This window comes from Solibacillus sp. FSL K6-1781 (genome assembly GCF_038630735.1).
Taxonomy (GTDB): domain Bacteria; phylum Bacillota; class Bacilli; order Bacillales_A; family Planococcaceae; genus Solibacillus; species Solibacillus silvestris.
This window is the reverse complement of sequence record NZ_CP152038.1, coordinates 76,331-89,419: the sequence shown is the minus strand read 5'-3', so window position 1 is coordinate 89,419 and position 13,089 is coordinate 76,331. Positions and strand designations below refer to the sequence as shown.

The following is a 13,089-nucleotide window of genomic DNA, read 5'->3' as shown; positions in this document are numbered from 1 at the left end:
AACATTTCTGCCTATAAAAAAATTCATAAAAAAAAGAGCCTCCTCATATGAGTGACCCTAATTTATATTAAACATTCACTTCTTCTAATTCCAAAGTTTCCTCTGTATTTTCCTCAGCAGATGCATGGAAAGCTTCCAAAACGATTTCCTGAATTTTGTTGCGCGTATTTGAATTAATCGGATGCGCAATATCGCGGAATTCGCCATCTGGTGTTCTTTTGCTAGGCATTGCTACAAATAAACCAGTATTTCCATCAATTACACGAATATCATGGATAACAAATTCATCATCTAGCGTAATTGAGGCAATCGCACGCATACGCCCTTCTGTTTGAACACGTCGTAATCTTACGTCAGTTACTTCCATTATTTATACCCCCTGTAGTTTGATGTGTTATTTTTAGTATTCGGGATGAAAGTATAGATTCCTTCTATCATCCAGTAAATTTCTAAAAATTCATCATTTATCAATAGAATACAATATAATGTAATTTTTTTCTATCTACAATTTTTATAATTATTAAAATAAACTAAATATTCTACTTATTTATGAGGATTTTCTTAATAATTGCTATAAATAGAGTCAAAATATTTTTTTAATAAAAAAAATCCACGCCTTTTCTAAAGTCAGAAAGCCGTGGATTTAAGCTATAACTAATATAAATCAAAATAATTATTCCTAATAAAATATTATTTCACTAATGCAATGACTTCAATTTCAACTTTTACATCTTTTGGTAAACGAGCAACTTCCACTGCTGAACGAGCTGGCTTGTGCTCACCAAAATGACTTGCATACACTTCATTCATTATAGCGAAATCATTCATATCTTTCATAAATACTGTTGTTTTAACAACTTGGCTTAAAGAAGAACCGGCTGCTGCTAAAACTGCCTTTAAGTTTTCGAAAACTTGGTGAGTCTGTACTTCAATATCGCCTTCTACAAGTTCCCCTGAAGCTGTAAGTGGAATTTGGCCTGAAGAATAAAACATATTATTTACTACAATACCTTGTGCATATGGACCGATTGCTGCTGGTGCATTTGTTGTTGAAACAGTTTTCATTTTAATTTCTCTCCTTTTGAAAAAAAATTACCTTCACTTAATGCAATTGTGCGATCTTTCTCATTTACTTCTTGTAGTTTTACTAAAGAATAGTAATCATCTACTAATGTTACATCAGCATGCTGTGCTTCTACTAATACAGCGATACCTGCCAATTCACATTCGAATTCTTCCAATAAGTTCTTCATACCATTCATTGTGCCTCCGACTTTCATGAAATCGTCGGTAATTAATACACGCTGGCCACTTTTCATACTACGTTTTGATAAAACCATCGTTTGAATACGACGAGAAGATCCTGATACATAATTAATACTCACCGTTGAACCTTCAGTCACTTTACTGTCACGACGCACAACTACAACCGGAACATTCAAATGTCTTGCAATCGCATGTGCAATTGAAATCCCTTTTGTTGCAACAGTCATAATGACATCAATTTGCCGATCCGCGAACACGCTTGCAAATACTTTACCTACACGGTTCATTAATTCCGGATTTCCTAAAAGATCCGTCATAAACAAATAGCCACCAGGTAACAGTCGATCGGATTGACTAAGTTCTCCCATAAATTCCCCAATTATATCACGAACTTCTTGTTCCGCCATTTTAGGGATATATTTAACACCGCCTGCTGCCCCAGGTACGGTAATTAAAAGCCCAATTCCTTTTTCTTCGAATGTTTCCTTTACAATTGTTAAATCTTCACTAATTGAAGATTTTGCAGAACTGTAAAGCTCAGAAAAATAAGTTAGCGGGATCAACTGATGTGGATGCTCAAGTAGATAATAAGTCATATCCACAAGGCGTTCACTGCGCTTCCATTTCATGCGACCCTCTCCTAAACATTAATTATTAAAATACGAATATTTAATAGTCAAATTACCATAATTATACGTATTTATGCAAGTGGATTTCGTTCCCCCAACATACGTACTACATAAACTTCCTCACAAAAACCACGTAATCCATTGTAGATTCTGCTGACACGTGCTTCATTTTCCACAAGCCCAAATACTGTCGGACCACTGCCGCTCATAAGTACTGCGTCAGCACCAAAACGTTGCATTTGCTCTTTAATTGTAATAACTTCCGGATGAAGATTAAATGTTACAGTTTCCAAAACATTTCCAAGTGAATTGCACATTAGCTCATAATCTTCTGTTTCAATCGCCTTTATCATTTCACTCGTGTTTGGATGTTGTAGCCCTTCAATATTCAGCCCACCGTATACATCAGCTGTCGATACGCCAATTTTCGGCTTGGCCAAAACAACCCAACAAGTTGGAGGTGCCGATAGTTCTTTAATCTTTTCTCCGCGCCCAGTAGCCAATGCTGTACCGCCATAAACGCAGAAAGATACATCAGAACCAATTTTTGCTCCATGTTCCGCCAGCTCGTCCAATGTTAAATTTAGATTCCAAAGCTCATTTAAACCGCGCAATGTAGCCGCTGCATCGCTGCTTCCACCCGCTAGACCCGCCGCTATAGGAATTTGCTTCTCAATTGAAATAGTTACGCCTTCTTTAATACCGTATGTATTTTTTAAAAGCTCTGCTGCCTGGTAAGCAAAATTCCGCTGATCATCCGGAACAAAATTATCTGTCGAAACAATTTTAATTTGGCCATCTGCTCGTGATTCTAGTCCAATTCGATCGGCTAAGTCGACCGTTGTCATAATCATTTCGACTTCATGATATTGATCTGGACGTTTATAAAGCACATCGAGTGTTAAGTTAATTTTTGCGGGTGCTTTTACGTATAACATTGAAAATTCCTCCTACTGTATAAGGCACGCATAATATGTAATACGCGATTAAAATTCTATTGCCCCTATTTTACCATATGAAAGCGTTGTATTATGCACGAAAACATTCACTTTTCTTTGCAATTTATTGTTAAAATATGCATGCTGCACAATCCAGTAGTTAGACATTTTAAGTAAGCTGAGTAAATCGCTTTACCTGCAAGCAAAATAACACCACCGTAAGCGAGAACCTACGATGGTGCCATCTTTGTGTCAACTTATTTTTGGTTATTCTGCGATTGTTTAGCTAAGTTTTCCTGAGCCATTTCAACCGCACGTCTTACCATGTTTCCTGCATCACGGGCTTTAATACCGCCCCAACCCTCACGTTGAACAACGTCGTAAAATCCAAGTTCTTTTGCAATCTCTTCCTTTAGACGACTCGACATGATTTTTTGTCTTGCCATGCAAAAAACCTCCTTTTTGTTGACGCTTTTAGCATGTGCAAAAAAGAAAAAAACACTCACTTTAAATGAGCGCTTTTTTTAAAAATATTAAAATAAGTACTAGAAAAACTATTTGATGGTAGCTACAGCATCATCTAAAAAAGTAATCTCTACTGCTTCAGTAAGTATATCTGTGTAACTGTAAGATACGCGTTTACACGCATTATCTTCCTGCTTTAGTTCAATGACGAACACTGCATGGTAAGTGTCACTTAAGACGCCTTCGCATTCAATTGTTTTCTTGCGACCACCATTTGCTTTTAATTGCAAACGTTTACCCAAATGACTATCCAATGATTTTTTAATGTCTGCTAACGTTTTTGGCATTTTTGCATACACCTCACTATAAAACAGTATACCATGATGTAGTTAAAATGTCAATAAAATATAATATTTTATCACCGCAATACAAAGTCGTCAACTTTTTTCTTAAGATTTCTTAAAATTTTTTAATGGAAATCCACTTTATTGTCGTACACAAAAGTGTGGATATAAGCAGTCCGCTAATTTCCCAAATTCTTGAATTGACAATGTTTCGCCGCGGCGTGAGGGCTCAATTCCGGCTTCTTCTAATGCTTTAAGGATCAGCTCTTTGTTTTGCTTTCCGTTTACAAGTCCGTTTTGTAAATTGTTTAAAATTGTTTTACGTCGTTGCGCAAAAGAAGCACGGGATACTTCAAATAAAAAGTCCTCGTCAATTACTTTCACCGGCGGGTTTTCATGTTTGATCAAACGGATTACTGCTGAATCTACATTTGGCTGTGGCATAAATACCGTTTTCGGTACAACCATCGCGATTTCCGCTGTTACGTAATACTGAATAGCAATTGATAAGGAGCCATATGCCTTCGTACCCGGTTTTGCCGTAATACGATCCGCTACTTCCTTCTGCATCATAACGACAAAACCGCGAATCGGTAAACGATCATTTAAAAGCTTCATTAAGATTGGCGTTGTTACGTAATAAGGTAAGTTAGCTACAACCATAATATCTTCAATACCTGGCATTTCTTCTTCAATTACTTGCGCAACATCCGCTTTTAAAATATCCGAGTGGACTATCTTTACATTGTCATAAGGGCTTAATGTATCCTCGAGTACAGGTAAAAGCCTTTGATCAATTTCAAACGATACGACTTTTTTTGCCTCGCGGGCTAAATGCTCTGTCAATGCACCAATCCCAGGTCCAACTTCAATTGCTCCGCTTTTTTCCGTCAAATTGGCGTGGCTGACGATATTACGTAAAATATTCGGGTCGATTAAAAAGTTTTGCCCTAAGCTCTTTTTAAATGAAAATCCGTATTTTTCTAAAATTTCTTTTGTACGTACCGGTGTAGCAATGTCTTTATGCATGCGTATCCTCCTGATCTAATTGCGAAATTGCCTCTGCAAACTGCTCGATTGTAATTTGAAACATCATCAACCGTTTATGAAGCTGTTTACCATTTGTCATGCCAATATTTAAAATTTCACCTAACTGGTCACGACGTTTTTTGGATTGCGGGTGTCCTATCAGTTTGGCTGTCATTAAATCTTCCAGTGTAATTTTTTCTTCAATTTGTGAATCCGCCAATGTATAAACATTGCTTAATGCTTCACGGATATCCTCATCGTTTGCGTGTTCAATCCCTAAACCTTTACCGTTTTTGGCGATTGTTTTCGCCTTTGCTAAAAACGCATGCTTCACACCTGGTATCCGTTCTTCTATAATCGCACGAATACGGCGGCCTGGGTAATCAGGGTCAGTGAATACAATGACGCCTCTTTTTTTCTGGGCATGTGCGATACGGCGCAGTACTTCGTCTGAAATGGCAGAGCCGTTTGTTTCAATAGTATCTGCTCCTGTTGCACGCTTAATCGCTGTTGTATCGTCTTTTCCTTCAACAACAATAATCTCTTGTATATCCAAGAAACGTTCCTCATTTCCAACATAGTCTTTCGCTATTTTACCATAGATTGCACTTTGTTTCCGCTGTGCTAACTTCAATGAAAAAAGCTCCCTCGCCATCAGTCAAAAAGCGAGAAAGCCATTATACATTTTGGATTGTTGATCTTATATAAAACAACTAAATAATCAATTACGCTGAAGTTGAAACGAACATAGGCACTCTTCACCCACCTACAGAGGTGAATGCTTTTTTTGTACCTGCCGCTACTCTTTCGACACAAAAACAATTTGCTGAATAAAGGTAATTTTTATTTCAGTACTTTAATACGCACTTTTTTACGTCCCCAGCTTTTTGCCTTGGACGTTGTTGGTACTAAAACATCGATTTTATTACCTTTTATAGCACCGCCTGTGTCAGCAGCTACAGCATTCCCGTAGCCTTCAACCCATACTTTTGTTCCTAATGGAATAACGTTAGGGTCAACTGCAATGACTTTCATATCCGGATTTGCGCGCAGGTTAAGACCTGCTGCTGAAATACCCGAGCAGCCTGCACAATTTGGTGTATATGCTGTTGCAGTTACATAAAACTCTTTCCCAGAACTCGGTTCAGTAGAACGGGAAACATTGGCAGTAACAACTTTTGTCCCTACAGATACAACTTTTGTTTTCGGTTTTTTAATGACTTTTTCAGAAGCAAGTTTTTTCGAGACAACTTTTCCGTTCTCTTTTACGATAGAGTATGTACGCTCTACCTTACCTTTTTTACCTTCTGAAACAACCTTTTCTTTGCCCTTTAATAAAGAAGAATCATTTTTCTTTTCAATTGCGAAATCTACTGATTCTTCCACTACATCGGTAACCTTTTCTACGCGAACAACTGCGATTTTATCATTTGGAGTGATAACTTCCTCCAAACCTTTGTCGACACGATCCGATTCACCTAATTGAACCTCTTGTTGTTTTAAAAAGTTAGCGACCGTAGTCGAAGTGGACCATACTTGTCTCTCTTTTTTGCCATCGACAAGCGTTAACTGAAACGCTTTTTGAATATCGATTTTGTTATCGGCTCCTACTTCTGTATCTAAGCTTTGTGATACAAGATCATGCTCTGTTACTTCAATATTTGCTTCTTCCAAAATGTTCTTCACTACATTTTCAGTTGTCCAAACTTTAGACTGATTTCCATCAACTGAAATTACTACTTCTTTTGCCTGTTCCCATTCTATTGACATTCCACTATCAATACTGGTACTCAGTGAGGGGGATACTTTATCGTATTTTGTATAATCTATATTTTGAGCTGTCAGAAGCTCATCAACCGTAGTTGCGTGTGTATAAATTTTTGTGGTCTCCCCGTCTGCTGTCAACATAACGGGAGTCTTAGTTCCGTGGTATAGAACAAATGCAATTACAGATACAAACAGGACTACAGAAAAAATTCGGACCCCTGTTTGCTTACTCCTCAATGATTCTAAGAACTGGCTTTTCATGGATTGATTTGACATGAAAATAACGCCTCCTTAATACAAAGTTGGATTATACGTACTAGTTTTCTTACTGTCAATAAAAAAGAATTTATCAAAAATTGGGCATTTTGCTTGAACTCGTACTGCAACTAGTATTGGAGGCGACTTATCATGGTAAAGTTTTTACACTTTAAAAAACTATCCTAACGAAAAAATCCCGAATCTATTTCAACGGTTATTTTAATAGTTTCATCATCAAATTTTAAAAAAGCGTTTTGCATTTTCCGTCGTTTTATAGGCAACTTCTTCCACAGGTAATTCCTTTAGGCGAGCAATCTCCTCTGCCACCAAAGTAACGAATGCCGGTTCATTCCGTTTCCCTCGAAATGGATGCGGTGCTAAATACGGCGCATCTGTTTCAATCAGCAAATGCTCAAGCGGAATTTCTGCCGCGACTTCTTTTGGCTGACGTGCATTTTTAAATGTCACCGGTCCTCCAAGACTTATCATGAAGTTCATGTTTATGCATTCATGAGCTGTTTCAACACTACCGCCGAAACAATGCATAATTCCGCCAACAGCAGCTGCATTTTCTTCTTTTAAAATCCGTACGACATCCCCTGTCGCATCACGATTATGAATTATAATTGGTAATTCGAGTTTTTTTGCTAAATGAATCTGCTTACGGAACCAATACTGCTGAACATCTTTCGGAGACTTATCCCAGTAATAATCCAGTCCTGTCTCACCTATTCCGACAACTTTCGGGTGCTTTGCTAATTGTTCAATCCAGTTTAAATAGTCATCTGTGCAATCAACTGCATCTACGGGGTGCCAACCAATTACTGCATAAATAAAATCATAATCCTCTATTAGCTGCATCGCACGCTCTATCGTTTTTTTATCAAAGCCGATTACAACCATCTTTTCTACATTGGCAGCAATAGCACGGTCAATTACTTCCTGTAAATCTTCATCATATTGATCTGCGTTTAAATGGACATGTGTATCTATAAATGTGCTCATCTTCATTTCTCCTATCGTGTATTGTACTCATAGATCATATTTCTTAGTTTTCAGTATTATTACATGTAGGTTACAAAATATTCATTTATTATTGTGTACTTGTTATAAAGTTAGTAACGAGGTACCATAAAACCACTTATCATCCTTTTTCAACCATTTATAAGTTATACTAGAATATTTTTATTTTACTTTTATTTACAAAATAATGAAAAAGTCTGCTGAACTTTTCTGGTCCAACAGACTCTTTTCAAATTACTTCACTTGTGCACCGTTTGCTAATTTTGGATCAACAGTGGCCAACGTTAAAACTCCATCATGTGAACCTGCTAAAATCATCCCTTGAGATAATTCGCCGCGTAATGTAACAGGTTTTAAATTGGCAACGACTATTACTTTTTTACCGATAAGCTCTTCCGGTTTATAATGCTCGGCAATACCTGATACTACTTGACGTTGTTCATAACCTAAATCAACCTGCAGCTTTAATAATTTCTTTGCTTTTGCTACTGGTTCACATGCCATTACTGTTGCAACACGTAAATCTACATTCATGAAATCATCAATTGTAATTTCTTCTGTTTCAGGTGCTTCAACAGTTGTAGTTTCCTCTTCCTGCGGTGTTTTTACAGAACTTTGCATTTGTTCACGAATGTAAGCTATTTCCACTTCCGCATCAAGACGCGGGAAGATTGGAGTACCTTTTTCTGCAACTTTTATGTTTTTCGGAATAACATTCCCGAATGTTTCAATCGTGTCCCATTGTAATGATTTCTCATCAAGACCTAATTGTTCAATAATTTGTTTTGGCGCATTAGTCATGAATGGCTGAATCATCACTGCGATATGGCGTAAGCTCTCTGCCAAATTATTCATAACAGCAGCAAGCTTGTTATGATCGGCTTCGTCTTTTGCCAATACCCATGGAGATGTTTCATCAATATACTTATTAGTGCGTGAAACTAAAGACCATAATTCAGAAAGTACGACACTAAACTGCATTTTATCCATACTTTCTTCATATCTAATACGTACACTTTCAGCATGTTCTTTTAATGCTTCATCAAATTGTGTAGCTTCCAAATTTTCAGTAGGAATTACCCCATCAAAATACTTGTTCATCATGGAAACTGTTCTGTTTAAAAGGTTTCCTAAATCGTTCGCTAAATCGAAGTTTGTCCGCTCAACGAATGATTCTGGTGAAAATACGCCATCTTGACCAAACGGCAGCTCACGTAACAAGAAATAACGTGTCGCATCTAAACCGTATCGCTCAATTAACATTTCCGGATACACAACATTTCCTTTAGATTTCGACATTTTTCCATCTTTCATCATGATGAAACCGTGTGCAAAAATTTTCTTTGGTAATGGTAAATCCAATGCCATTAAGAAAATCGGCCAATAAATTGTATGGAAACGGACAATATCCTTCCCTACTACATGGACATCTGCCGGCCAATATTTATTGAACAGCTCTTCATTGTCAGAACCATATCCTAAAGAAGTAATATAGTTCGATAATGCATCTACCCATACGTAAATTACATGCTTCGGATTTCCAGGTACTTTAATTCCCCAGTCAAATGATGTACGGGATACAGACAAATCTTCCAGCCCCGGTTTAATGAAGTTATTGATCATTTCATTTTTGCGAGATTCCGGCTCGATAAACTCTGGATTATTTTCATAATAAGCAAGCAGGCGATCTGCGTATTTCTTCATATTAAAGAAGTATGACTCTTCTTTAACCTTTTGCACATCACGCCCACAATCCGGGCACTTTCCATCGACTAATTGCGTCTCAGTATAATAAGACTCACAAGGTACACAATATAGTCCTTCATATTCGCCTTTGTAAATGTCACCATTGTCTAAAAATTTCTGGAAAATTTTCTCTACAGAATCTGTATGACGCGTTTCAGTGGTTTGAATAAAGTCATTATAGGAAATATCCATAGTATTCCATAATTTTTTAGCACCTTCTGCAATTTCATTTACATAATCTTGTGGATGCATATTGGCTTCTTGTGCTTTTTCCTGAATTTTTTGTCCGTGTTCATCCATGCCTGTTAAAAAGCGGACATCAAAGCCTTTTAAACGCTTATACCGCGCTATTGCATCAGATGCAACCGTCGTATATGCAGTACCGATATGGAATTTTCCACTCGGGTAATAAATAGGGGTTGTTATATAGAATGTTTGTTGTTCACTCACGAAAGTGCCTCCATTTGTTTGTTAAAGTATAATCCTTATTCTAACGAAGTACGAAAATTGTTTCAATGAAAGTTTATTGGAATTCAGTTTTGTCGAAAAATCGATAACTAAATGTTGGTAATTGGTTAAATCTTTCCGACTATTCTAAATATTAAATGATAAGTTTTTTTTATAATTTCCTTAAAAAGTACAAATATGACAAAAAAGTTTCTTAAATGAAGAAAATATGAATACTAATTTATTGACGTTTATGGTATTAATTGTTATGATTTTAACTAGATCAAGATGAATGTCGAATTTTGACGAATTTAAATAACTTTTATTATATAGGAGGAAGTATTAATATGAAATCAACAGGTATCGTACGTAAAGTAGACGAATTAGGACGTGTAGTAATTCCGATCGAATTACGCCGTACATTAGGTATTGCTGAAAAAGATGCTTTAGAAATTTATGTGGATGACGACAAAATCATCTTAAAAAAATACATGCCTAACATGACATGTGCAGTAACTGGTGAAGTTTCTGATGAAAACATGCGTTTAGTAGGCGGTAAATTAATCTTGTCTTCTGAAGGTGCAGAAGCATTAATGAAAGAAATTCAAGAAAACTTAAAAAAATAATATACTTATTTACACAAATAAAGTGGATAGGGTTTACTAATTTATCCCGTATTAACGGGCAGTAGTTTATCTGCATCGAATGCATAGCGGCAGAGGCAAGAATCCCGCCTCTGGACTTAAGCATGGCGAAAACCCCGCAATTTGAAGTTCCACTTTATGTAATGTAAAGTATTATTTTACCAAATATAAAAAGCGTTGAAAAGTATGTCGACTTTTCAACGCTTTTTTATTGGTGATATGCCTGGTAAACGTCACGTTTTGGTAAGTTTCGTAATTTGGCTACTTCTTTTATAGCTTCTTTTGAAGATAATTGAGTTTCTTCTATTATATAAGTAACATGCTCATCCAATGACATTGTCGTCCAATAAGCCTCTTCTTCTGCTTCGACTTCACCGGAAGTATTGCCTTCCAGTACGATGCAAAATTCACCGCGAATTTCATTTTCACTTGCCCAAATGATCGCTTCTTCTATTGTGCCTCGCAAAAACTCTTCAAACTTCTTTGTTAATTCGCGAGCCAATGTAATTTTACGGTCACCTAATACGAGCTGTAAGTCTTTTAATGTTTCCTTTAAACGATGTGGTGCTTCATAAAAAATCAGCGTCTCTTCTCTCTTTGACAATTTTTCCAGCTGTTCTCTGCGTTCTTTTTTGTTTCGTTTTAAAAAGCCGAAGAAATAAAATGGCTGTGAAGAAAGACCGGATGCAATTAAAGCAGTTAACGCTGCATTTGCTCCAGGAATCGGTACGACAGCAAATCCTTCAGCAATTGCTTTTACGACAATATCTGCACCTGGATCCGATATACAAGGCAAACCTGCATCACTTACTAATGCGATGGATTTTCCCTCTTGTAAATAGCCAAGCAGTTTCTCGCCGCCTACTTCAATATTATGTTCATGATAACTAATGAGCGGTGTTTGAATATCGAAATAATTACATAGCTTTTTCGTATTGCGTGTATCTTCTGCAGCAATAATATCGACCTCTTTTAAAATACGCAGTGCACGCATCGTCATGTCTTCTAAATTGCCAATTGGTGTCGCTACTAAGTAAAGACAGCTCCCTTGTTCGTGCTGGCTACTTTTTTGTGAGTTCATCTGTAGCACTCCTTATATACTTTATTTTTTGGGGACGCTTTAATTGTTTAAATGCATATTCAGCAGACATTGCCTGCTGTTTTGTTTCAAATGTTTCAAAATAAATACACGTTACCGGACCGCGTGCCCGTGTATACTTTGCCCCTTTACCTGCATTATGTGCCGCAATTCTCTTTTCTAAATTATTCGTATAGCCTGCATACAGTGTTGCATCACTACACTCTACCACATAAAAGTAATGTTTAGTTTCCTTCTCCATATAAAAGCGCCCTCACTTCTGGCGTATATTCATTATTATCCTTATATACGTATAATGGTGGCAATACTTTTAAATCCGGCTTGCCGTCTTTAATTGCTTCAATCAGTAATGTATTCGCTTCTTTCCCCCGTTTTGGATAAACAAACTGAATCCGCTTTGGCTCCAGCCGATTTGCGCGCATCGCACTTACAATGTCCAAAAGCCTGCCTGGTCTGTGCACAAAGGCCGCCTTTCCGCCTTGTTTTAATAGACGACTTGTTGCTTCGACTGCTTCATCCAGCGTTAAGTACAGCTCATGTCTTGCGATTGCATAATGCTCACTCGTATTTTTTTCGCTCAACTCATGTGCCAAAAAATAAGGAGGATTACATGTCACAACATCATATTTTTCAATACCAAGTTTTCCTGGTGCATCTTTCACATCACCAAGCTGCATGTCAATCTGTTGTGCCAAGTTATTGTATTCGATACTGCGTGTTGCCATATCATGCAACCGCGGCTGTAATTCAACACCTGTAATTTTTGCATTTGTCCGCGCACTCAAAAATAATGGGATTACCCCATTGCCTGAACATAAATCAATAATATGTCCTTTATTTTTCGGAACTTGTACAAATCGCGCCAATAATACTGCATCCAATGAAAACGAAAAGACGGACGGGCTTTGAATGATTCGTAAATCCTCCGCCAGTAAATAATCTAATCGCTCATCATCCTTCAACCATTGCTCCACTATTAAATCCTCCACTTAATTGCTATTATAATCAGTCTTTTCTAAACAAAAGACTGATATCTACTTTAGCAGATTCAGCCTTTTGTTTTTAACCATTTTGTTTATTTAAAAATGATAGACAGAACAAACAATCTTCACCTTTACGTGAGCTTCCAAAATGCACATGGCATACATGGAAGCCTTCATTATAAAGCCTTGCTAAATTATCGTACCCTTCACCAATATCTACTGGTTCTTTTTTCAGCTCTTCTACTCGTTTAATTGCAGTTGCTTCATTCGCTAATAGTTCTTCTAAGCGCGTACGTAGGTGAAGGTTTTCTGTTTGAAGCGTCTGGTGCTCCTCCATCATATGCGCAACAAATTGCTTAAGTGCGCTAAATTGCTGTTGCATTGATTCAAGCTGTTGTTCGAACTCCATAACAGTATCCAAAAAATTACGGTCCTTCACTCAAGCCACCCC

16 protein-coding genes are annotated in these 13,089 nt (G+C 37.1%); 1 reads left to right on the top strand and 15 read right to left on the bottom strand.

Translation table 11 applies throughout. The features are described from left to right. Positions 1–67 precede the first annotated feature (67 nt). From spoVG to metG, 11 genes are all read right to left on the bottom strand, one after another. Positions 68–367, bottom strand: coding sequence for a septation regulator SpoVG (gene spoVG / locus MHH37_RS00410; protein WP_008408289.1), 300 nt, complete (start codon positions 365–367; stop codon positions 68–70). Between the two features lie 323 nt (positions 368–690). Next, positions 691–1,065, bottom strand: coding sequence for a RidA family protein (locus MHH37_RS00405; protein WP_008408291.1), 375 nt, complete (start codon positions 1,063–1,065; stop codon positions 691–693). Then, the gene (purR, locus tag MHH37_RS00400) at positions 1,062–1,895 is read right to left on the bottom strand and encodes a pur operon repressor (RefSeq protein ID WP_014822300.1); all 834 of its coding nucleotides are present in this window, start codon (positions 1,893–1,895) and stop codon (positions 1,062–1,064) included. The genes MHH37_RS00405 and purR overlap by 4 nt, the downstream gene beginning before the upstream one ends. 71 nt (positions 1,896–1,966) lie before the next feature. After that, positions 1,967–2,833: a 4-(cytidine 5'-diphospho)-2-C-methyl-D-erythritol kinase gene (ispE, locus tag MHH37_RS00395; protein WP_008408294.1), complete on the bottom strand. Its 867-nt coding sequence runs from the start codon at positions 2,831–2,833 to the stop codon at positions 1,967–1,969. A 257-nt stretch (positions 2,834–3,090) separates the two neighbouring features. Further along, positions 3,091–3,279, bottom strand: coding sequence for a small, acid-soluble spore protein, alpha/beta type (locus MHH37_RS00390; RefSeq protein WP_008408295.1), 189 nt, complete (start codon positions 3,277–3,279; stop codon positions 3,091–3,093). Between the two features lie 108 nt (positions 3,280–3,387). Beyond that, positions 3,388–3,645 carry a Veg family protein gene (locus MHH37_RS00385; RefSeq protein ID WP_008408296.1) on the bottom strand — a complete coding sequence of 86 codons (258 nt, stop codon included), beginning with the start codon at positions 3,643–3,645 and terminating at the stop codon, positions 3,388–3,390. Between the two features lie 138 nt (positions 3,646–3,783). Beyond that, positions 3,784–4,671: a 16S rRNA (adenine(1518)-N(6)/adenine(1519)-N(6))-dimethyltransferase RsmA gene (rsmA, locus tag MHH37_RS00380; RefSeq protein ID WP_342574561.1), complete on the bottom strand. Its 888-nt coding sequence runs from the start codon at positions 4,669–4,671 to the stop codon at positions 3,784–3,786. After that, a complete protein-coding gene (gene rnmV, locus MHH37_RS00375) occupies positions 4,664–5,227 on the bottom strand; it encodes a ribonuclease M5 (protein ID WP_039967429.1) in 564 nt (187 codons plus the stop codon). Before rnmV ends, rsmA begins: the two co-directional genes overlap by 8 nt. 287 nt (positions 5,228–5,514) lie before the next feature. Further along, a complete protein-coding gene (locus MHH37_RS00370) occupies positions 5,515–6,714 on the bottom strand; it encodes a G5 and 3D domain-containing protein (RefSeq protein ID WP_014822304.1) in 1,200 nt (399 codons plus the stop codon). A 216-nt stretch (positions 6,715–6,930) separates the two neighbouring features. Continuing rightward, the gene (locus tag MHH37_RS00365) at positions 6,931–7,701 is read right to left on the bottom strand and encodes a TatD family hydrolase (protein WP_008408303.1); all 771 of its coding nucleotides are present in this window, start codon (positions 7,699–7,701) and stop codon (positions 6,931–6,933) included. 252 nt (positions 7,702–7,953) lie between these two features. Beyond that, positions 7,954–9,915, bottom strand: a complete 1,962-nt coding sequence (metG, locus tag MHH37_RS00360) for a methionine--tRNA ligase (protein ID WP_342574560.1) — start codon at positions 9,913–9,915, stop codon at positions 7,954–7,956. 344 nt (positions 9,916–10,259) lie between these two features. Here metG and MHH37_RS00355 point away from each other — a divergent pair, with 344 nt between their 5' ends. Continuing rightward, a complete protein-coding gene (locus MHH37_RS00355; protein ID WP_008408305.1) occupies positions 10,260–10,538 on the top strand; it encodes an AbrB/MazE/SpoVT family DNA-binding domain-containing protein in 279 nt (92 codons plus the stop codon). A gap of 226 nt (positions 10,539–10,764) precedes the next feature. On the opposite strand, the gene rsmI is transcribed toward MHH37_RS00355, so the two are convergent. The 4 genes from rsmI to yabA form a co-directional block, all read right to left on the bottom strand. Beyond that, positions 10,765–11,637, bottom strand: a complete 873-nt coding sequence (rsmI, locus tag MHH37_RS00350) for a 16S rRNA (cytidine(1402)-2'-O)-methyltransferase (protein ID WP_342574559.1) — start codon at positions 11,635–11,637, stop codon at positions 10,765–10,767. Beyond that, complete coding sequence (locus tag MHH37_RS00345; protein ID WP_014822307.1) at positions 11,618–11,896, bottom strand: GIY-YIG nuclease family protein; 279 nt, start codon at positions 11,894–11,896, stop codon at positions 11,618–11,620. Before MHH37_RS00345 ends, rsmI begins: the two co-directional genes overlap by 20 nt. Next, positions 11,880–12,629 carry a tRNA1(Val) (adenine(37)-N6)-methyltransferase gene (locus tag MHH37_RS00340; protein WP_342574558.1) on the bottom strand — a complete coding sequence of 250 codons (750 nt, stop codon included), beginning with the start codon at positions 12,627–12,629 and terminating at the stop codon, positions 11,880–11,882. The genes MHH37_RS00345 and MHH37_RS00340 overlap by 17 nt, the downstream gene beginning before the upstream one ends. 88 nt (positions 12,630–12,717) lie before the next feature. Further along, positions 12,718–13,077 carry a DNA replication initiation control protein YabA gene (yabA, locus tag MHH37_RS00335; protein WP_008408310.1) on the bottom strand — a complete coding sequence of 120 codons (360 nt, stop codon included), beginning with the start codon at positions 13,075–13,077 and terminating at the stop codon, positions 12,718–12,720. Positions 13,078–13,089: the final 12 nt, after the last annotated feature.